Origin of the sequence: Archaeoglobus veneficus SNP6 (genome assembly GCF_000194625.1) — an archaeon.
GTDB lineage: Archaea > Halobacteriota > Archaeoglobi > Archaeoglobales > Archaeoglobaceae > Archaeoglobus_C > Archaeoglobus_C veneficus.
In genome coordinates this window covers 162,854-182,640 of record NC_015320.1, presented here as the reverse complement: position 1 = coordinate 182,640, position 19,787 = coordinate 162,854, and the positions used below count along the sequence as shown (strand labels likewise).

The window sequence follows — 19,787 nt, the reverse complement described above, 5'->3', positions numbered from 1 at the left end:
GCGTCCACTCAAAGACAAATAAAGTCAAATTAAGTCAAAATAATAATAAATTATTAAATATAACTTTAAATCTCTCCAAAAAGAGACATCCATGATAACTATCAGCCAAAATCGCAAAATTAAATAGGGGGAAGAACAAAAATAAGATTTGTGAACGTGACCGTGATGCAATCAGACGAGCTCATCCGCGAACTCATCGAAAGGGTTGCTGGAGACGTCGGACTCATCATCTACACCCTCAGACCAAAGAGGGAGTTCACGGACGAGGAGCTCTCAGCAGAGCTTGGGATTGAAATAAATGATGTCAGAAAATCTCTTTTCGCTCTGTACGAGCTTGGACTCGCAGAGTACAGAAGAAAGAGGGACGACGAGACGGGATGGATGGAATACTACTGGAAGATAAACTACGACAAGCAGAACGAGGTTCTTAGGAGAGAGCTGCTCAAGACAAGGAGGAAGCTTGAGGAAAAACTCGAGATGGAGGAGGCGAGCGTTTACTACATTTGTGTCAATGGCTGCATTAAGGTGAACTACGAGGAGGCGATGGAGTTCAACTTCATGTGTCCGAGGTGCGGCGGATTCCTCGAGTACTTCGATACAAGCCTTATAGTGGAGAAGGTCAGAGAGGAGATCGAAAAAATTGATGAGATGCTGAGCAACCTGCAATGATTGCTGGTGTAGGGCCTGCGCTCGTTGACCACATCTACTCAATAGACTCCTACCCGCAGAGGGGAGGGCAGGCTATTGTAAGGAATTCGGTTAAAGAGGCAGGAGGCGCTGCAGCAAACGTTATATATGGGCTCGCTTCCTTTGGTTTGCCGTGCAGATTCTACTCCACAATTGGAACAGACAGCGATGCGGACTTTTTTATCTCAAGTTTGAAAAAAGTCGGAGTTGATGTAAGAGCTGCTGTTACCCATCCTGAAACTGGCAGGGTGGACATCTACGTGGACAGCGAGGGTGAAAGAACCTTCTTCGTCCATCCAAACGCCGCGGGTTCTGCTGCTGTTTCAATCCCCAACGGGGATTACGATGAGGTTGAATACTTTTATCTTGACCCATTTCCCGCTGCGAACAGCTTTGAAATCCATCTCGAGATAGCAAGGAAGGCAACGGAGAGAGGAAAGACCGTTATCCTGAATCCCGGCCACCCCTACTCGGCCATGGGATTCGAAAGACTTTCAGAGCTGTTGCAGTACACAGACATTGTAATTCTCTCGCTTCCGGAATTCGAGATGCTGGGAGGGAACGCAGAGAAGTTTCTTGAGTTTGTTGACGTACTCGTCGTTACCATGAGCGAAAAAGGATGTAAAGCTTACAGCGATGAAAAGAGTGTGCACTGCCCGGCGTTCAGAGTTAAGGTTGTTGACACAACCGGGGCGGGAGACGCTTTTTCTGCTGGCTTCCTCTACGGTTACGTGAAAGGCTACTCGCTGGAGAAGTGTCTGAAAGCCGGAAATTTCGTTGCTGCGTACAGCATCCAGCATTATGGGGCGAGGACTTTTCCGCCCGTTAGAGATGTTGACAGGGTTCTTTCGGAATAACTGGTCCAGGTTGTAACTCGCTGGCTCCGTTTTAAGCCCCGATTTCTGCTTCAGACTCCTTCATTCAGACAAGACACTCTTTATTAAAACTGCCTTACTCTGACGAACCGCTCCTCGTTCTGAAGCTCCAGAATTCAAAAAGCTATGGCTACGCAATATCTCTCGACGTATCTATCTGTACACCCTCGCTTATGTAGAACTTGAAGGTCTCCATCATCGGCGGCTTGTTCCTTATCTTCGGGATTGCGAGCCTGCTGGATATGCGATCGCCAACACGCTCCGAATCTATGTCGAATATGACATCGCAGATGTCCATAACCATGTTAACGATGTCTTCAGAATGTACACCCTTCATCAGGTATATGTAGAACAGGTTCTTGCTCTGCTTCGATGCGATGTACAGCTTGTTAATCAACCACTCCTTGAGCCCCCTGCCGACATCGAGCTTGAGAAAGAAAGATATGGAGTCGAAGATGACCACGTAATCATCCTGCTTGGCAAGGATCTCGTTGATGTGATGGTCAACGAAGTCGAATATCTCTTTATCTCTGTAGCGGTCTTCGAGCACGAACTGTCCGTATTCGTTTAGATAGTACTGGGAGAAAACGTCGATAAACTCGATGTTTTCAGCGGAAAAACCCATGGCTTCGATGTTTTCCTTAACGTACTGCGCAGGACGGGACGTTATGAAGTAGTACGTCTGAGTGACCGACGCAAACTGATAAAGGAAGGCTTCAGGCATGCTTATGGGACTTGCATAAACACAAACCAGACTACCTTCGGGCAGACCCCCGTCTAACCTTTTATCGAGAAGAGTTATACCAGTGGGCTTGCTCCGTATAGCCGGAATCGCCCTGTAGTGCTGCTGCAACTCCATCATTATTATTATCACCCTACATTAATATGTTATACAACTCATCCTATTAAGCCTTTTCTGCACCCAATTAACGGCATTGAATAAAATTGGGATAGCGGCTTGGGGAAAGCACTAAAAAATCTTGAGGGCTTTCTTTAAGTCCTCAAAAACAGGATTAGACCGCCTAAAGAACAAACGAGAATATACGTTAACAATTTAACCCTTACCTCTGTAAAGAATGTATGGAGGCTTTCATCCATGGAAATTCTGCATGGGTTAAGGCTACAAAAAACCTCGAAAAAAGAAAGTTTGGCACAAAAAGAGGAGATAAGATTATCCTCCATCCTGTGGAGGTCGCATACCTGTCGTTTAAGGGCATTATTTGCGTTAAAGATGGTGAAAGGGTTATAGACCCGATAGAGGTTCTTGAATGGTGCGCATCCCTTAATCCGGCATACACTCCCATGTTCTTCGTTTTTCAGGATTTAAGGGAGCGTGGACACAGGGTTAGGCCACAGGGGGAAGTATTAGTTGGAAAAGACATTTTTCTGCCTGTTTCAGAGAGGGAGCACCTGAATTTTTACGCGCTCTATGGAACTGTAAAATCTCTGAACCCTATTCTTGCTGTTGTGGATGAGGAGAGCGAAGTAACATACTACAGACTGTACGAGCCGGAGCTCAAGGGAGGGCAGGAAGAGAAACTCGTGACGTTCAGGGGGACATTCACGGGAGACAGAGTTATCACCGACCGAAAGGAGATTTTTGAGGAACACTTCTACGGCAGCCTCGGCTGGGGTGTCGTTACGCTATCTCTCATAGAGGCCCTCTACCTTGTCGATGCTGGCTTTCTCGAGGTCTATGCGAGGGGCAGAAGAATGTCCTTCGAAGAGTTGTGGAAAGCTTCGCTTTCAATCGAGCCGAACCTCGAGAGAAGATATAGCGTTTACAAAGATCTGAAGAGCAGAGGCTTTGTCGTGAAGACGGGTTTCAAGTTCGGGAGTGACTTCAGGCTGTACGAGGAGGTCAGAGGGGTTGAGGAGCTTCCCCACTCCAAGTACCTTGTCTCCATCACTGACAAACCTCTGCCAATGCGAGAGGTTGCAAGGGCGGTAAGGCTGGCCCAGAACGTTAGAAAGCGTATGATTTTCGCCTTCAGTGATGGAGAGGTCAACAGATATGTATGCATTGAGAGGATCAGGGTGTGAGTTCGTCGTTTCTGCCCTAAAGCGAGATTAGACCTTTTTTCAATCATGTCTTTCGACGTTTAAAGGTATGGCGCCTATAGACTCCCCAGAACTTATGCTGAGGTTTGTGGATTGAGTATCCATCATAACATGCCTTTAACTGATCGTGCGGTGGAAAAATTAAGAGGATCAACCTACTCACATTTTTTACTCCCGTATCCCGCAGCGAGCCATGCTGTCGCGAAGGAAAAGAAGCTCAGGAGAAGCGTAACGGCTGCAACAACTTCTATCCCATCAAGAGGGATGTATGGGTGCAGACCAAGGCAGTAATCGCAGAAGTCATTGAAGAGCAGCCAAGCAAGAACGGCTGCGAAGTACGGCTTTCGTTCCGTAATTGTGCAGGCAAGGGGGATTGCTTCGACCGCCATCAGGAAGTGTGTGATAAAAATTCCGGTATAGAGAAGTCGGCTGTAGGGTGAAAAGAAATAGTCGGAGTGGAAGAGCAGAACGAAGCAGGTCCAGAGCCCGTACTTAATCAGGCTTGCTGAAGCTGCAAAGGAGAGAAAGTCGCTCTTCCTGCCTTTCAGGATGAGAAAGAGGGCTACTGTAAACAGCAGGGTTGAATTAGGGCTGTCAGTTATAACCGGCCACGTGTAAACCGGGTTTTCCGCAAGCTGGAGATGATAGTAGTACCATCCGTAGACGGTACCGGCTGCATTCGCTAGAAGAGCGAAGTATACGAGTCTTTTCATCCTGCATTCTGCGAACATTCCGAGGAACGATGATGCGCTCAATGATAGTCTCACGTGCAGGAAGTAGGCAAAGGTATTTATATAGTTTATAAACCTTTTACTCTGGGGGGTAAAATGAAGAAGGATTATAAAATAAAAATAGAAAATGTCGTTGCTTCAACTCAGATAGGGGAAAACATAGACCTCAACAAAATCGCCAAAGAAGTAAAAGATGCCGAATACAAACCCAAGCAGTTTCCCGGACTCGTTTTGAGGACCAAAGAACCAAAAGCTGCAGCTCTTATCTTCAGAAGTGGAAAGGTTGTCTGTACGGGTTCGAAATCCGTTGAAGATGCGAACAGGGCAGTAAGGCAGGTTGTCAAGATTATAAGCGAACTCGGAATTCCCGTAATCCTCGAACCTGAAGTTAAGGTTCAGAACATAGTTGCTTCTGCTGATCTTGGCGTTGACCTAAACCTCAACGCAATTGCTATTGGTCTCGGACTTGAGAACATCGAATACGAGCCTGAGCAGTTTCCCGGTCTCGTTTACAGACTTGACAAGCCCCGTGTTGTCGTGCTAATCTTTGGCTCCGGGAAGATGGTTGTTACGGGAGGCAAGAACCCAGAAGACGCTGTAAAGGCTGTGGAGAGGATAGCCGAAGAACTCTCAGCCCTCGGTCTCATGTAACTTCTTTTTCCACTTTTTAACTGAGTTCCGCATTTTTTATGGCTATATTATTGAAAATCAGTTTTTAATGTTTTTGGAAAAACCAGTAAGATTTATATACCTCTCCTGCAGAACAACTAAACATGAAGGAGGTTAACGGGAACTTTAAGGAAATCGTGAATAAGGACACCCTTGTAGTCGTCGACTTCTATGCAGACTGGTGCGGGCCGTGCAGGTTTCTGACACCAGTACTGGAAAAGCTCGAGAAGGAGTTCGACGGCGTTGAGTTCGTCAAGGTAAACGTTGACAGACACCGCGAGCTTGCGTTCGAGTTCGGGATATCGAGCATACCAACCGTACTGATGTTCCACAAGGGCAAGATCGTAAATTCGTTCATCGGCGCGCTGCCAGAGGCCGCAGTTAGAGTTGAAATTGAAAGAGCACTCCAGCTCATACAGCCATGATGTCGATAAGGGAAGCCATAACCGCCCTGAGCTGCGAAAATGTGCTGGAGTGCTTTTTTGGTCTGAACGAATTTGATATTTTAATTTACAGAACTCTGCTAAAACTTGGCGGTGCGAGAATAGAACAGCTTGCAGAGACAATTGAAAAAAGCGAAAACACGATTTACAAGTCACTCCAGAAGCTCATGCTCTGCGGGCTCGTTTTCAGAGAGAAGAAAACGATTGAGGCTGGAGGCTACTACTACATTTACATGCCTGTGGAACCTGAACGTGTTGCGGAAAAAATGAGGAAGATGCTGGGCGAACTATGCAAAAGGGTTGACACGGCCATAAACGAGTTCGTCACCGAGTTCCGCGAGGTGTGAGTCGGGGGGATTTAAAAGTTACTATTCTACTCTGCTGTTTCTGAAGGGGTGATAACCAAACTTGGGCAAATTAAGATTGCATGCATATGGGCTCTGAGGCTAATAATTTTGGATTATTATTTTACAGACTAAAATCTATTGAAGGGTCAACATAACTCCCCAACAAACGGAGTAGAAGTTGAAGTAAATCGGAATTCGACGAAACTCCGGACAGCTGCTGGAGTGTAGGCAGGTTACTTTAATTCTACAAGTATTCGCCACAAATCCGACAATGACAGACTTATGCGCCATTGGAAATGCAAAAGGTAATCGGACTTAGACCGTTCCAAAAATAGTAAATTCTTGACTTTCGTTACTTGCGATGCAGGGGGTGTCCAGAGTGGCCGTAGGTATTTCCCCAATACGTACAATGAACGTTGGCTTGTCCAGCGGTGACCACGAGAGTTCAGCTACCTTTCCAATGAAAAAGAAAGTAAGTCACAAGGGATCACTTACAGATGAAAAAATTGAAAATCTCATGGAAAACTCCGAAATGAGGAATAGCTAATATGGGCGTGCTTGAGCTTGTCGTACTGACGATGAACTACGTTGGTGTATTTGCATTTGCAGTGAGCGGTGCACTCAAAGGAATCGACAAAAACATGGACGTTTTTGGCTGTGCGTTTCTCGGTCTCGCTACAGCCTTTGGAGGGGGCATTACAAGAGACATAATAGCTGGCAATGTTCCACCGCTGGCATTCAGGAGCGAGCCCGATTTTATCATAGCGATTGCAGCCATAACGATCACGATCTGCATGTACAGAAAGCTTGCGAACGCTGTTGGGCTTCTGCCGTACTTCGATGCGGTTGGGCTGGGTGCTTTTGCCGCACTCGGTGGGGCTGTAGCCCTAAATGTGGGGCTTGGCCCGCTTGGAGTTGTGTTCGCTGCCATGTTTACCGGAGCGGGTGGGGGAATAATAAGAGATGTTCTTGCTGGAGAAGTCCCCCTCGTTTTTACACGCGAGTTCTACGCGACTGCTGCCCTTATTGGCGGCGCTGGGCTTTACGTCCTGAGCTGGGTTACGACGCTTGAAGTTGCCATGTTTGTTTCGGCACTATCCACCACAATTCTCAGAATCGCTTCGATCCGATTTGGCTGGAACCTGCCGAGGGTTAAGATGGATGGATGATTGTTCAGTGAATGAGCGACTGTACAGCACGTTTCAAGGATTTTAAGCCTATATGAGCCTAATTTTGATGAATGGAAAGTTCAACATGTTTTGAGAGTTAAATTATCTCAGATACCGCGAAGATTAAACGTAAAAGCTAAAAAATAGATGCATTCTGTAGTTGTTCGGTAGACGAGAGATGACACTCTTGAACATCAAAATGCGGTAAAATAATCAGAACGACCGGATTGAGGCCCGTTCTCAAGAAAGAGCACGTAAATCCGAACGGGGGCCTTAATCTTTCCAAAAAAAGATGTCCTCGGGGGTGGCTGGCTAAGGAGGTTCTGGAAGGTGTTGCATGCCCCAAAGTGTGGCGAAGTTATTGGAAATGCTAGTAGTCGTGTTATTCGGACACGTCGTTCAATATGAAACCTGTACAGGAAAAGTGTAAGAGGCCCATTACCATATAGGCCGTCCGTGAAGTTTACCACAGCCATAATGCCTTCAACCACTCTTGATAACAAGCCACGCATCCTTCCCGGCCTTGGGGAACTTAACGAGGACATAGGTTCCTTTCAGCTTCTCTCCCTTGAGTTTGACTTTTATTTCGCTCTCGCTTCTTTTTAAAAGTTCATAAGTGCCCTTATCCCATATGATGATCTTCCCTGCACCGTACATGCCTTCAGGGATCTCGCCTTCAAAGTCCATGTAGTCCACGCTGTGGTCCTCAACCTGAATTGCCAGTCTCTTCTCACCCTTTTTAATCGGCATTCCCTTCGGAACTGCCCAGCTCTTCGCCACGCCGTCCATTTCGAGGCGGAAATCATAGTGGTGATGACCTGCGAAGTGCTCTTGTACTACGAACTTCATACTTTTTGCATTATTCCAGACAAATAAACCAGTTATGCCTGCCGGAGCTCGCTTAACCCGAAACTAACTGAAACCAACCAATGCCGCCACAAGCTGCAATCTAACTCAAAAGCTACAACCTTACTTTCACGCCCCGACTCTCAAGCCTTTCTCTGCAAACATCGCAGTATTTCCAGTCCTTCGCATCGGTGTCGAATATGCTGTTGGAAAAGTGCATGACACAGCGGGGATTGGAGCAGTGTGCGAGTCCTAAAACGTGCCCGATTTCGTGCATTGCCTCCTTTAATGCCCTGATCTTGAGTGAGTCCCCGTTCTTCATTCCATAGATGTTCGGATTCAGCCTGCTGAGCGATATGATTGCCCTCGAACCGTTGAGTTCAGCTTCGCCAAAAACGAAGTTCAGTTTGCCTGCGTAAATATCCTCCTCGGTAACACCAAGGAGCACATGGCAGCCTTCAGCGGGTTCGAGATTTTCGAGGATGGTTGTAGAGTTGTACTGGCCTCGCATTGGATTGTAGGCTTCTGGCGGAATCTTCCCCATGTGCAGCACATCACACTCTCCAAAAACCTTCGCAAGATTGCTCTGTAAAAAATCCAGTACTGTAACGTCCACGATGCCAAGAGGTTTTATGCATATTCTCATCAACCCGATTCAATTTTAATAGCATAAAAATTTTTCACATTGCATACCTATATTGATGTTACCTGATAATATTGCCAGCAATATGCCGTCCCGGGTTTTGACATCTGCAGTTCTTTTGCAAATCTGCAAATCTACAGGTTTTGTACATTTCCTAAGCCGAAATATCTTGTAGATTAGAAAATCCGTCTACGAACGGTCTCAAAAAATTTTATAACGAACTTCCACAGGAAACAATGGGGTTATTGTCATAGTATGTCACACCAGCTGCTACATACACGAAAACCTTTAAAAGCAAGCTGACAAGCTGGGCAGCATGAGCGAAATCATGGAAATGCTCATCAGAAGGGGCTTTCTCTGGCAATCCTTCGAAATATACGGAGGAATGGCCGGATTTATTGATTATGGTCCTCTCGGTAATGGATTGCGTAGGAGGCTCGAGAACCTCTGGCGCGAGTTCTTCGTAGTTAACGAGAGAGCTGTCGAGATAGACACGCCAACCGTAGGAATAGAGGAAGTTTTCATAGCCTCCGGCCACGCCACATCCTTCACCGACGTGGCTATTGAATGCAAGAAGTGCGGTAGAGTTTTCAGGGCCGACCACTACATAAAGGAGAAGCTCGGAATCGAGGCTGATGAGACCGTTGAGGCGGTGAAGGAGATCCTCGAGAGCTTCGACTTAAAGTGTGAATGTGACGGTGAGTTTGGAGAACCAACGCCGTTCAACCTCATGTTCGAAACGAAAATAGGGCCGGGGAAGGGGAAGAAGGGCTACCTGCGCCCTGAAACGGCCCAGGGAATATTCATTGCCTTCAAGAGGCTGGCGGACTATTTTAGAGATAAGCTTCCCTTTGGAGTTGCCCAGATTGGAAGGGCTTACAGAAACGAGATAAGCCCGAGACAGGGTGTGATCAGGCTCAGAGAGTTCAATCAGGCCGAACTTGAGTTCTTCGTCCATCCGGGCGAGAAGAAGCATCCTGATTTTCACATTTATGCAGATGATGAAGTCAAGCTTCTCGACAAGTTTGGGAACGAGCATGTCATAACTCTCAAAGAGGCTGTTGAGAAGGGAATAATAGCCAATGAGGTTATAGCGTACTTCATTGGAAAAACGAGGAGATTCCTTCTTCAGGCAGGTATAGACGATGAAAGGTTGAGGTTCCGGCAGCACCGCGACGATGAAAGGGCTCACTACGCCTCGGACTGCTGGGATGCAGAAGCCTTAACGAGCTACGGCTGGATAGAGATCGTAGGAATTGCAGACAGAGGCGACTACGACCTCAGCAGACACATGAAGTACAGCGGAGAGGACTTGAGTGTCTTCGTACCCTTTAAAGAGCCCGTAAAGGTGAAGAGGAGAAAGATCGTTCCAAACATGGGCAAGCTCGGGCCGACATTCAGGCAGAAGGCGAAGAAGATTGCCGAAGTTCTTGAAAGCATGGAGATTGCAGACGATTCTATTGAGGCCATCGAAGTAGAAGTAGATGGAGAGAAAATATCAGTGAGCAGGGAGTTTTTCGAGGTCAAAGAGGTGGAGGAGCTCATCCACGGTGAGAAGGTTACTCCACACGTCATAGAGCCCTCTTTCGGTCTCGACAGGATTACCTTTGCTATCCTCGAGCATGCGTTCGACAAAGACATCGTTGACGGGGAGGAAAGAAGAGTTCTGAGGCTCAAAAGGTGGATGGCTCCCGTTCAGGTTGCTGTGCTGCCGCTTCTCTCCAAGGGTGCTTTTATCGAGAAGTCCATCGAGATAACATTCATGCTTAAGAAAGAGGGTATTTTCACAGAATACGACGACTCCGGAAGCATAGGAAGGAGGTACAGAAGATTCGACGAAATCGGTACGCCTTTCTGCGTTACGGTTGACCACCAGACTTTTGAGGACGAGACAGTAACGATAAGGGACAGAGATACAACGAGACAGATAAGAGTCCATATAGGGGGTCTCGCTCCAGCACTTAGGGAGCTGCTCAGTACAGACAAAGATATATCCGAGTTTGGAGAGGTCTTTAAAGAATAGAGTTTAGTGTTTCGTTGTTCTTTCGCTTTTTCTGGTAAAATGTGAGCAGAGATTTTGTCACAAAACACAGGTTGTAAAGAGTTGCAAGGACTCACAAATTCCCGGTCTTAGTTTGCTCCCAATAGTTGAGCGATTCGTACGGGTCTATTCCGTAACCGGAAAACGTAACGGTTTCACCTCTCGTTGCCGGATTTGGCGATACTTTGAAGTATGCCGTGGGTGGTTGCGGTTCTAATTCCGACATCACGGGCTGTGGTGGTTGAGGCTGGGCTGCAGTTTCAAAACTCCATTTATACAACTCCAGCCTGTTTCCCGCAATGTCAGTGGCTTCGTCTGAAATATAAACCACGTACTCTGTGTTATACTCAAGAAAATCCGGAACAAACACGAACGTGTTTCCTTTCCACATGAACTCCCCAGAAACTGAAAGAGATATTGTGAGTGCCCGTTCCACTGACTCCCTGTCCTACCCTCATCAACACTTACTCCAGAGTCTACGGTACGGCGTTCACAACCACTGGCGGAGTTGTCGTCCTGATATCCAGCAGCGCTCCCTTCCACGCTCACGGCTTCGATGACCAACAGCTACCTTGTGCCGCTCTTGATGTCCCTTTCAGTAACGCTGTTTTCAGAGGGATTTTACCAACACCGCAGCCTGTTCATTTCAAACGACTCCTGAGTATTCGCTTCAACGGCGTATGGCTGTCAGCTTAAATTTACCGGGAAAATAATCTTTCTGAAAAATTATCCATAAAGCTAGAATCATATAGAAACTTAATTTAAAAAAACATTTAGGCAACTTTATAAATAGCAAAGTAGGTAGTGCAAAAGAATATCAACACATCATCAACAAAATGCGAAAGACTTTTAATATATCACTAATGGTAGTGATAATGATATATCAAATCAAACCTAAAGGTGAAAGAGATGGGCAGGAAGAAGAATGTAAAAATACTTATAGTTGACGACGAACCAGCAATAAGAGAGGTAATGAGGCTCATTCTGAAAAACTACGATGTCATTGAAGCTGCAAATGGAATTGAAGCTCTGAAGATGTGCGAAGAGCACAAACCCGACCTGATTTTAATGGATATAATGATGCCCCGTATGAACGGGATAGAAGCTACGAAAGCCATTCTCGAGAGATTTCCCAACGCAAAAATAGTTGCCGTTACGGCGTATGCTACGCACAAGGGCAAGGAAATGCTCGAAGCAGGAGCAGTAGACATCCTCGAGAAGCCATTTGGAAGGAAAAAGCTTGAGGAACTTGTAGAGAAGATAGTTGGAAAAGAAAACGAGAAAAATGAGGTCAAAGGCCAATGAAATTTTAAAATCAATCCCCGTAGCCCTAATTCTTACAGATTCCCAGCTGAAAATTACGGGTTGTAGTAGAGAGGCTGAAAGACTCTTTCGGGAGGGCGAGGAGGAGCTTCGAGGGAGAAGTCTGCCGAGTCTCATCGCTTTCGATGCAGAAGCTACAAGTCAGCAGATCTTCGTTGCCGAAGGAATAAGGAAAGATGGGCAGAGAATAATCCTCGAATGTCGCTGCTCTCCCCTGAAAAATGGTTTCATTTTTGCCTGCAGAGACATTACAGAAGAGGTGATCAGGCGCAGTGAGTCGGAAGAATACAGGCACTTTTTCGTTCGTTCAAGAGATGTCCTCTTCAGACTCGGAAAAATCGAGATAAATCCCGCATTTTGCAGTGTTCTCGGCTACGACCTATCTGATCTCGTCAACGCCACGTTTCAGCGATTGGTTCATCCCGACGACGTGAAGAAAGTCGTGGAAGAGATCTCAAAGGTTTTCAGAGGAGAACCGGCAAGATTTGAGTTCAGAATGCTCGCCAGAGATGGCAGAACCATGTGGTTTGAAGTTGTTGCGTGGCCATGGATTGAGAATTCCGCTCTTGTTGGAGTTGAGGGGATTCTAAGAGATATCACAGATAGAAAGGAGCGAGAAGAGGAGCTTAAGAGGAGAGTCAGGAGACTCGAAGTTCTCAACAGGGTTTTGAGGCACGAGTTCTGCAACTACCTCACTACATTGAAAAACTTTGTAGAAATCGCAAGAGAGGATCCAAAAAGTGAGTACTTTGACAGAATTGACAATGTAATCGCCCAGGCTCTCGAGCTAATAGACGAAGTGAGGAGTGCTGAAGAGGTAGAGAGGTCCGAAGAACTGAAGCCCGTGAATCTAACAGAGGTCCTGCTGAGAGAGATTGAGAACGTCAAAGAGCCAGGAGTGATCGTTACAACTTCCGTTCCCGAGGATCTGATTGTTATGGCGAACGAAATGCTCCACGTTGTTTTTGACAACATCCTCAGAAATGCTGTTGTACACAACGACAAGGACGAAAAGAGGATATGGGCCTCCGCCAATCGGGTTGACGGTTGGATAGAGGTGAGAATAGCGGATAATGGACCAGGAATACCGGATGAAGTTAAGGAAGAAGTGTTCAAGGAGGGTTTCAAGGGAGAGAGCAGTGGTCGGACGGGGCTCGGACTGTACCTCGTGAAAACTCTCATTGAGAGGTACGGGGGAAGCATACACGTAGAGGACAACGAGCCAGAGGGAAGCGTTTTCGTACTCAGATTGAGGGAGGTGTAACTTTTATGCCTGTAGCTTTCCAGAACCTTTGCGAAAGTTCGTTCATGATAATTACGCCAATTACGAGACACACACCCCCCTATTTCCTGTGGAAAGGAGGAATTTCACCATGCATGTAGGAATAGCCTACAGCAACCACGAAAATGCAGGAATAGCAGCAAGGAATGCAGTAGAAGAAGCTCTGGACCAATCAGGCGGAGCAGACCTCACGATTTTGTTCACAACAAACACGTACACGCGACAGGATGTTCTCTCAGCCGTCGCTGAACTCGTGGGGAAAGTCGTTGGATGCTGCACCGCCGGAATACTGACGCCTGACGGAGTTATCAGGGAAGGAATTGGTGTGTGCACTCTGAAGGGTGTAAAAGCGATTACGTACCTCTCGGAAGTCAAAGATCCGTGGAAGAGTGGAGAAAAAGCTGGTGAAGTTTTCAGAAAGGTAAAATCTGGAACTACAATAATATTTCCCGACGGTTTTATAGATGGTATACCCGAACTCCTCAGAGGGTTTTACAACTCCCTTGGTCCTGAATACGTCTACGTAGGAGGTGGTTCAGGAGACAACCTGATGAGCACGAGGACTCAGCAGTTCACAGAAAAGGGAATAATAAAGAGCGGTTTTGCTGCTGCCATTATTGACGTAACGCTCAGTGCAGCTGTTGGTCACGGATGGAGGCCACTAACTGACCCGATGATAGTAACGAAGACCTCGGGCAAGAAGATTTACGAAATCGAGGGGGAAAAAGCCTTTGAGGTGTACTCGAGATATGTGGAGTGTGATAAAGAGAACTTCGCAATTTACGGAATGAAGTATCCCTTCGGTCTTCCGTGCGCGTGTGGAAGTTTTATTATAAGGGACCCCATAGCTCTTGGGGACGATGGTAGCATCGAACTTGTGAGTGAGGTCCCCCAGAACTCCGTCGTTACAATTATGGGATGTGAGAATGAGGAGATCATTAAAGTGGCTGAGAAAGTTGTTGAGCTGGCGACAAGCGGAGTGAAAAAGCCCAGATTCGCTCTCGTTTTTGACTGCATTTCGAGAATGTTTCTGCTCGGGAGTAAGTTTGAAGAGGAAATAAAAGCCATAAAAGAGAGTCTGCCCGTTCCGTTTATAGGGCCCCTAACGTTTGGTGAGATCTATTCCACGTTTAACGTTCCCGTTTTCCACAATAAAACAGTAGTAGTAGCTGTGGGGGGAGATTAAATGGACCTCTACGAATTCCTGATGCTCCATGAACTCCTCGCATTCACTATTCCTTCAAGCGAAGAAGAATTCGGGAAGGAGGTAATAGAACGGGCCACCAGAATTCTCGGAGTGAGGCGGATTGCTCTCTTTGTAGAACTCGATTGTGTAAAGTGCATGGCCCTTCTCGGCTTTAGAAATGATAGAGACGCGCTGGATGCGATAGAAGAGGCCGAGATTCTGAAACCCGATAACGTTTTCATTCACAGATTTGAGGGGGGCGTTTTATACCTCGAGCACCCTCTGAATATCAAAAATAAGAAGCGGTTCTTCCAGCTCTTTTCAAAGCGTGTAGAGGAATTAGCGAGACATTTCATACTTGAGAGAAGAAAAATCGAACTCGAAAAGAAGAACGTTTTGCTAAAGTCAATCCCCGATCCCGTTGTAGTTGTTTCACCAGACGGGGCTGTGAAGGACGTTAATAACGCCTGGATTAACCTTACAGAACTGTCCACGTCAGATGTCTCAGGTAAGAAAATCTATGAGCTGCCATGCTTTGACGATGAAAGTAGAATCAGGCTCTCTGAGATGGTGGGAAAGTGGACGGAGAAATTTGAAGTCGTTGTAATCTCAGGTGGAAAACCAAGGTATCTCGAAATAAATCCTGCGAAAATAGAAGGGAGTGAAGATTACGTCCTCGTCTGCAGAGATGTTACGGAACTGAGGAAAATTACCATAAAGTTCTGGCGAACCGTTGACCTGCTTGAAGCTCTCGTCGATTCAATTCCGGATGTCGTTTACTTCAAGGATACATGCGGCAGAAACATCGTCGTCAACAAAGCTTATGCGGAACTCGTCGGAAAACCCAAAGAGGATATCGTAGGAAAGAGAGACGATGAAATCCTCCCGCCCTATCTTGCCGCCCAGTGCAGGGAGAGTGACGAACTCGTGATGACAAAAGGAGACATTGTGCGCACTGAGGAAACGGGGTACATCAACGGAAGAAAAATCACCTTCGAGACAATAAAGGCTCCCGTTTACGATAAAGGTGGTGAGTTTATCGGGATTATCGGGATAAGCAGGGACATAACCGAGCGCGTCAGAGCAGAAGAACTAAAGCGGTTTAGAACGTTAATGGATTACAGTAATGATGCAATTTTCCTCGTCGAGGCAGAGAGCGGGAAAATAATAGATGTAAACATGACGGCCTGCGAGTGGCTGGGATACACGAAGGATGAACTTCTCGAGAAGACGATTTACGATGTCATGGATCTTCCAGCCTGGAGAGGGGAGGCTGTAGAGGGCTGGCACGTAAGGAGGGATGGCAGCAAGTTTCCAATTTCTGTCAGTCTTAAGGAGTGTGAACTCGAAGGAAGGAGATACCTCGTAATAATTGCAAGAGATATAACGAGGCTTAAGGAGGCTGAGGAGAGAATAAAGAGGATGAACAAGCATTTAAGCCTCCTCAACAAGATGCTGCGGCACGACATAAAGAATGGGCTGACGATAATAAAGGGTTATCTCGACCTCTACAGAGATTCCGGCAATGAAGAGTTTCTTAAGAAGATAGAAGAGAGAATTGCTGTCTGCACGGAGCTAATAAGTACGATAAGGGAAATAGAAGAGGCGTTAATGGCTGGAAGGGGGCTTAAGATCGTTGATATTTCGAAAGTCCTCGAGAAAGAAATTGAGAAAGTGAAGGACAAAGCTATTGTAAATGTAAAGATTCCTGCAGGACTCAAAGTTCTTGCAGACGATATGATCCCCTCAATATTCGAAAACGTTCTCCTTAATGCCATCTTCCATAACGACAAAGAAGAGAAGAGAGTGGATATTGAAGCGAGAGCCATCAACGGCTGGGTGGAAGTTAGAATAGCCGACAACGGGCCGGGAATACCCGATGAAATCAAGGAGGAAATTTTCAAAGAGGGATTCAAAGGAGAGAAAACAGGAAGGACTGGTCTTGGACTGTACCTCGTGAAAACTCTCATTGAGAGGTACGGGGGAAGCATACACGTAGAGGACAACGAGCCAGAGGGCAGTGTTTTCATACTGAGATTTCGTTCAGGAGGTGTCAACGATGAGTAGAGACTTCAAGCTCGAAGAAATACTCGAGAACGTACCCGTACCGACATTCGTCATCGACAGGAACCACGTTGTTAGATACTGGAACAGGGCGTGCGAGGAACTCACCGGGATAAGGAAGGAAGAGATAATAGGCACCACAAATCACTGGAAAGCCTTCTTCTCCAAACCAAGCCCGCTCCTCGCAGACATTGTTCTCGATGGAGTTGAGAACTTTTACAGAAAGAGGAAAGTAAAAAAGAAAAAGATAAGAAAGGTTGACGAAAACACGTACGAACTCGAGTTATACCTCCCGCATATAGGAAAGTGGATCTACTTCAGAGCTTCATTACTCAGGTCAAATGGAGAAGTGATTGGAGTTATCGAGACCATGGAAGACATTACTGAGAGGAAACTGATGAACGCTGAAATCAGAAAGCTTAGTGAGCTACACAGAATTGTAGGGGAAGCTGTAAACAAGTCGGAGAGCATAGAGCAACTCTCGTCAATGATTTTGAAGGAGTTAAAGGAAGTAATAGATTTTGATATGGGTGAGATTCTCATATACAATCCAAAAACAGATACACTCGAAGCTGTTGTTCAGCTCGGTTTTGAAGTTTTTGGCGATTATTCTGCTGATGTTCATAAGGTGAACGAGGAAAATCCAAGTATTGCAGTAAGAACTGCCATCGAAAAGAGGCCGATATACATCTCCAATGTAAAGGAGAACGACCTTACAGCGTATGCGAGAGAAATCTTCAGAAAACTCGACATCGAAGAGATATACGCACTACCTCTCGTCACAAAGGGTAAACTGCATGGTGTTATCCAGATAATAACGAGAAAAGGAAAGAAAATATCAGAAAGAGACAGAAAGCTTCTCGAGAGCATTTCAGAGCATATAGCTGCTGGTATTGCAAAAATAAGGATTGAAGAGGAGTTGAGAAAAAGTGAGGAGTTGTACAGGGGACTCTTCGAATCCTCGATGGACACTATATACCTGACGACGTCTGAGGGCAAAATTCTTGACATGAATAAAGCTGCTGAAGAACTCTTTGGGTATACGAGAGATGAATTGCTGAAGATGGACGTGAGAGAGTTGTACGCTGACGTTTCTGACAGAAAGAAGTTCATAGAAAAGATAGAGAGAGACGGCTTTGTTAGGAACATGGAAATGAGATACAGAAGAAAAGACGGAAAAATCGTTCACTGTCTCGAATCGGCAATTGCAATAAAAGAGGGGCAGTCTATCATATATCACGGGATAATAAAAGACATCACGGAAAGAAAGCGGATGGAAGAGGAGATCCGCAATCTCAGTGAGTTGTACAGGCTCGTTGGAGAGGCTGTAAACAAGTCGGAGAGTATAGAGGAACTTGCAGCGAATTTAATTGACGCGCTCAAGAGAGTATTCGACTTTGATATGGGTGAGATTCTCATATATGACAAGAACACTAACACTTTGAGGGCCGTAACGCAGATTGGTTTTGACGAAGAGTTTGGGGAGAGATCTGCGAAGGTTCAGAAGGTCAGACCAGATAGTAAGAGTACTGCGGTTGTTACAGCACTCAGAAAGGAGCCACTTTATATCCCTGACATGAAGAGAAGTAAGTACACTGAGCATTTCCACGACCTTTGTATTGGATGTGACCTCCAAGAGATGTACTCCGTCCCCCTTATTTCCGGTGGAGAACTGCAGGGTGTAATACAACTTGTAGTTAAATCCGGAAAAAGGATAACAGAACTCGATAGAAAACTCATAGATACGATATCGGAGCATATGGCCGCGGGGATTGTGAAAATAAGGGCTGAGGAGAGGGTTAGAGAGAGCGAAAAGAAGTACAGGGGACTCTTCGAATCCTCGATGGATGCAATCCTTCTGACAGATATGGATGGTAGAATAATCGAAGTGAACAAAGCTGCTGAAGAACTCTTTGGGTATACGAGAGATGAGTTAATTGGACAGAGTGTCCTGAGGCTTTATGTAAATCCCTCTGATAGAAAGAAGTTGCTGGAAGGTCTCTCCAGTAATGAGTTTGTAAGTAACTTCGAGGTTAGATATAGAACAAAGAGGGGAAACGTGATAGACTGTCTCGAGTCAGCGAGAATACTGAGAGATGAGGAGGGACGGCTGGTAGGCTACCACAAAGTTATACGGGATATTACTGAGAGAAAGAAAATGGAAAATAGCCTGAGACGCCTGAATAAACTCCTCCAGATTTCCAGTGAGATAAACCAGCTCATAGTTCATGAGAAGGACGGAAGGATATTGCTGAGGAGGGCCTGCAAAGCCTTTGCCAGTGTGGAGGACTACATGACCGTATGGGTTGGAATCGTCAGGGAGGGTAAAAAGCCAGCAGTTTCTCCTGTGGCAGTTACGGGAAAGATAAGCAGGAAACTGCTCAGAGAGTGGTTAAAGGAGGGTCTCCCTTGTGTTGAAGAAGTTCTTACCACGAGAAGAGCAAAGCTTGTAGAGTGGGGAGACGAAATATGTGAAAAATGCCCCATTAACGATGAGCACAGATTCCTGCAGGTTCTTGTAATTCCAATAGTCCACGAGGAGAAGTTCTATGGAATTCTGAGCTTTAACTCGCCAGTTTCAGATGCCTTCGACACTGAGGAGATAGGGCTGCTACTCGACCTCGCGGACGATCTTGGCTTTGCACTGAAGGCGATAGATGTTGAGAAGGAAAGAAGTGCCGCAATAAAACAGTTAAAAGAAAATATTGAGCAGTTCGAGTACCTCGCAGACAGGTTGAGAAATCCGCTTGCTATAATGAGAGGGTATATGGAACTCAGGGATGAAATAAGTACGGAAAAAGTCCTCGAAATGATAGACAGCCAGATAAATAGAATCCATAGAATCCTCGATGACTTGAGGAGGAGAGAAAAGAGAACTTTTAAGCTAAAGGAGATGCTCAACGGCAAATCCCGCTAATTTTTTAGTATGGCGTTTGGATTTTCCTCGTAGTTTCATTGGGATGTAGTATAAACCACCCCGGTTACGGATCCTCTTTATTCTTACCTCAAGGCTGAAGGTTTTTGGGACAAAACTTCTGGAACGTCTATAATTACCCTATGGTGTCTGCAAACTCACCACTCAGTCGACCTGCAGCATCATCTTTTCCCCCTGAATCCCAGTCGAACGAGAATTGCTATGAGAAGTACGTTAGCATAGACGAATTTAACTATAGATCTTTATCCATAAAGAGTCCACGTTTCTCAGCTTAAAGACGTCTTCTACTTCCGATCTCTCAGCTTTAAGCTCTTTTTCAATTTGGAAGACACCCCTTTCGTCTGGATGATGAGTTTAAAAATACTTGGTCTATGTAGTCTCGTTCAACACGCTGCACAAGATGTACAGCTCATTTACAGACCAAAAGAGCAGAAGTAATAGACTTGATCTTTCTAAGCATAGTTCAATCCACGCTAAACAAAAAG

20 protein-coding genes are annotated in these 19,787 nt (G+C 45.9%); 15 read left to right on the top strand and 5 right to left on the bottom strand.

Annotated elements, in window-relative coordinates:
• Positions 1-150: 150 nt before the first annotated feature.
• Together tfe and ARCVE_RS00990 are read left to right on the top strand one after the other, a co-directional pair.
• Positions 151-669, top strand: coding sequence for a transcription factor E (gene tfe, locus ARCVE_RS00995; protein WP_232215812.1), 519 nt, complete (start codon positions 151-153; stop codon positions 667-669).
• Complete coding sequence (locus ARCVE_RS00990; RefSeq protein WP_013682917.1) at positions 666-1,544, top strand: carbohydrate kinase family protein; 879 nt, start codon at positions 666-668, stop codon at positions 1,542-1,544. Before tfe ends, ARCVE_RS00990 begins: the two co-directional genes overlap by 4 nt.
• Positions 1,545-1,692: 148 nt before the next feature.
• Here ARCVE_RS00990 and ARCVE_RS00985 read toward each other — a convergent pair whose 3' ends face one another.
• Positions 1,693-2,424 carry an RAD55 family ATPase gene (locus tag ARCVE_RS00985; RefSeq protein ID WP_013682916.1) on the bottom strand — a complete coding sequence of 244 codons (732 nt, stop codon included), beginning with the start codon at positions 2,422-2,424 and terminating at the stop codon, positions 1,693-1,695.
• Between the two features lie 218 nt (positions 2,425-2,642).
• On the opposite strand from ARCVE_RS00985, the gene endA reads away from it, so the two are divergent.
• The gene (gene endA, locus ARCVE_RS00980) at positions 2,643-3,605 is read left to right on the top strand and encodes a tRNA-intron lyase (protein WP_013682915.1); all 963 of its coding nucleotides are present in this window, start codon (positions 2,643-2,645) and stop codon (positions 3,603-3,605) included.
• A 173-nt stretch (positions 3,606-3,778) separates the two neighbouring features.
• Here endA and ARCVE_RS00975 read toward each other — a convergent pair whose 3' ends face one another.
• Positions 3,779-4,390, bottom strand: coding sequence for a DUF1405 domain-containing protein (locus tag ARCVE_RS00975; RefSeq protein WP_052302942.1), 612 nt, complete (start codon positions 4,388-4,390; stop codon positions 3,779-3,781).
• A gap of 60 nt (positions 4,391-4,450) precedes the next feature.
• On the opposite strand from ARCVE_RS00975, the gene ARCVE_RS00970 reads away from it, so the two are divergent.
• The 5 genes from ARCVE_RS00970 to ARCVE_RS00950 all read left to right on the top strand — a co-directional run bounded on the left by ARCVE_RS00970 (position 4,451) and on the right by ARCVE_RS00950 (position 6,982).
• On the top strand, positions 4,451-5,005 hold the full coding sequence (locus ARCVE_RS00970; RefSeq protein WP_013682913.1) for a TATA-box-binding protein: 555 nt from the start codon (positions 4,451-4,453) through the stop codon (positions 5,003-5,005).
• A 122-nt stretch (positions 5,006-5,127) separates the two neighbouring features.
• Positions 5,128-5,448, top strand: coding sequence for a thioredoxin (gene trxA, locus ARCVE_RS00965; RefSeq protein ID WP_013682912.1), 321 nt, complete (start codon positions 5,128-5,130; stop codon positions 5,446-5,448).
• Entirely contained in the window at positions 5,445-5,813 is a 369-nt protein-coding gene (locus ARCVE_RS00960; protein ID WP_013682911.1) for a helix-turn-helix domain-containing protein, read from the top strand. The genes trxA and ARCVE_RS00960 overlap by 4 nt, the downstream gene beginning before the upstream one ends.
• A 379-nt stretch (positions 5,814-6,192) precedes the next feature.
• Positions 6,193-6,360, top strand: coding sequence for a hypothetical protein (locus tag ARCVE_RS00955; RefSeq protein WP_156785981.1), 168 nt, complete (start codon positions 6,193-6,195; stop codon positions 6,358-6,360).
• Between the two features lies 1 nt (position 6,361).
• On the top strand, positions 6,362-6,982 hold the full coding sequence (locus ARCVE_RS00950; protein ID WP_013682909.1) for a trimeric intracellular cation channel family protein: 621 nt from the start codon (positions 6,362-6,364) through the stop codon (positions 6,980-6,982).
• A 483-nt stretch (positions 6,983-7,465) separates the two neighbouring features.
• Here the strand turns inward: ARCVE_RS00950 and ARCVE_RS00945 are convergent, their stop codons facing one another.
• Positions 7,466-7,831: a DNA polymerase ligase N-terminal domain-containing protein gene (locus tag ARCVE_RS00945; RefSeq protein ID WP_013682908.1), complete on the bottom strand. Its 366-nt coding sequence runs from the start codon at positions 7,829-7,831 to the stop codon at positions 7,466-7,468.
• Between the two features lie 112 nt (positions 7,832-7,943).
• Positions 7,944-8,474 carry an archaemetzincin family Zn-dependent metalloprotease gene (locus ARCVE_RS00940; RefSeq protein ID WP_013682907.1) on the bottom strand — a complete coding sequence of 177 codons (531 nt, stop codon included), beginning with the start codon at positions 8,472-8,474 and terminating at the stop codon, positions 7,944-7,946.
• Positions 8,475-8,787: 313 nt separating this feature from the next.
• Here ARCVE_RS00940 and glyS point away from each other — a divergent pair, with 313 nt between their 5' ends.
• Positions 8,788-10,494, top strand: a complete 1,707-nt coding sequence (gene glyS / locus ARCVE_RS00935; protein WP_013682906.1) for a glycine--tRNA ligase — start codon at positions 8,788-8,790, stop codon at positions 10,492-10,494.
• A 91-nt stretch (positions 10,495-10,585) separates the two neighbouring features.
• Here glyS and ARCVE_RS00930 read toward each other — a convergent pair whose 3' ends face one another.
• Positions 10,586-10,948: an Ig-like domain-containing protein gene (locus ARCVE_RS00930; protein ID WP_048085428.1), complete on the bottom strand. Its 363-nt coding sequence runs from the start codon at positions 10,946-10,948 to the stop codon at positions 10,586-10,588.
• On the opposite strand from ARCVE_RS00930, the gene ARCVE_RS11215 reads away from it, so the two are divergent.
• From ARCVE_RS11215 to ARCVE_RS00905, 6 genes are all read left to right on the top strand, one after another.
• Positions 10,936-11,208: a hypothetical protein gene (locus ARCVE_RS11215; RefSeq protein WP_156785979.1), complete on the top strand. Its 273-nt coding sequence runs from the start codon at positions 10,936-10,938 to the stop codon at positions 11,206-11,208. The two genes, ARCVE_RS00930 and ARCVE_RS11215, sit on opposite strands and share 13 nt — an antisense overlap.
• A gap of 213 nt (positions 11,209-11,421) precedes the next feature.
• On the top strand, positions 11,422-11,817 hold the full coding sequence (locus ARCVE_RS00925) for a response regulator (RefSeq protein ID WP_013682905.1): 396 nt from the start codon (positions 11,422-11,424) through the stop codon (positions 11,815-11,817).
• Positions 11,777-13,099 carry a PAS domain S-box protein gene (locus ARCVE_RS00920; RefSeq protein WP_198002011.1) on the top strand — a complete coding sequence of 441 codons (1,323 nt, stop codon included), beginning with the start codon at positions 11,777-11,779 and terminating at the stop codon, positions 13,097-13,099. The genes ARCVE_RS00925 and ARCVE_RS00920 overlap by 41 nt, the downstream gene beginning before the upstream one ends.
• Positions 13,100-13,208: 109 nt before the next feature.
• Positions 13,209-14,303, top strand: coding sequence for an FIST signal transduction protein (locus ARCVE_RS00915; RefSeq protein WP_013682903.1), 1,095 nt, complete (start codon positions 13,209-13,211; stop codon positions 14,301-14,303).
• The gene (locus ARCVE_RS00910; RefSeq protein ID WP_013682902.1) at positions 14,304-16,370 is read left to right on the top strand and encodes a PAS domain-containing sensor histidine kinase; all 2,067 of its coding nucleotides are present in this window, start codon (positions 14,304-14,306) and stop codon (positions 16,368-16,370) included. It abuts the gene before it with no gap.
• Entirely contained in the window at positions 16,363-19,284 is a 2,922-nt protein-coding gene (locus ARCVE_RS00905; RefSeq protein WP_013682901.1) for a PAS domain S-box protein, read from the top strand. Before ARCVE_RS00910 ends, ARCVE_RS00905 begins: the two co-directional genes overlap by 8 nt.
• Positions 19,285-19,787: the final 503 nt, after the last annotated feature.

Excerpts from the sequence above, each read along its gene's own strand:
- ARCVE_RS00990 (WP_013682917.1), top strand. The coding sequence starts at position 666 with ATGATTGCTGGTGTAGGGCCTGCGCTCGTTGACCACATCTACTCAATA.
- ARCVE_RS00985 (WP_013682916.1), bottom strand. The coding sequence starts at position 2,424 with ATGATGGAGTTGCAGCAGCACTACAGGGCGATTCCGGCTATACGGAGC.
- endA (WP_013682915.1), top strand. The coding sequence starts at position 2,643 with ATGGAGGCTTTCATCCATGGAAATTCTGCATGGGTTAAGGCTACAAAA.
- ARCVE_RS00970 (WP_013682913.1), top strand. The coding sequence starts at position 4,451 with ATGAAGAAGGATTATAAAATAAAAATAGAAAATGTCGTTGCTTCAACT.
- trxA (WP_013682912.1), top strand. The coding sequence starts at position 5,128 with ATGAAGGAGGTTAACGGGAACTTTAAGGAAATCGTGAATAAGGACACC.
- ARCVE_RS00960 (WP_013682911.1), top strand. The coding sequence starts at position 5,445 with ATGATGTCGATAAGGGAAGCCATAACCGCCCTGAGCTGCGAAAATGTG.
- ARCVE_RS00950 (WP_013682909.1), top strand. The coding sequence starts at position 6,362 with ATGGGCGTGCTTGAGCTTGTCGTACTGACGATGAACTACGTTGGTGTA.
- ARCVE_RS00945 (WP_013682908.1), bottom strand. The coding sequence starts at position 7,831 with ATGAAGTTCGTAGTACAAGAGCACTTCGCAGGTCATCACCACTATGAT.
- ARCVE_RS00940 (WP_013682907.1), bottom strand. The coding sequence starts at position 8,474 with ATGAGAATATGCATAAAACCTCTTGGCATCGTGGACGTTACAGTACTG.
- glyS (WP_013682906.1), top strand. The coding sequence starts at position 8,788 with ATGAGCGAAATCATGGAAATGCTCATCAGAAGGGGCTTTCTCTGGCAA.
- ARCVE_RS00925 (WP_013682905.1), top strand. The coding sequence starts at position 11,422 with ATGGGCAGGAAGAAGAATGTAAAAATACTTATAGTTGACGACGAACCA.
- ARCVE_RS00915 (WP_013682903.1), top strand. The coding sequence starts at position 13,209 with ATGCATGTAGGAATAGCCTACAGCAACCACGAAAATGCAGGAATAGCA.
- ARCVE_RS00910 (WP_013682902.1), top strand. The coding sequence starts at position 14,304 with ATGGACCTCTACGAATTCCTGATGCTCCATGAACTCCTCGCATTCACT.
- ARCVE_RS00905 (WP_013682901.1), top strand. The coding sequence starts at position 16,363 with ATGAGTAGAGACTTCAAGCTCGAAGAAATACTCGAGAACGTACCCGTA.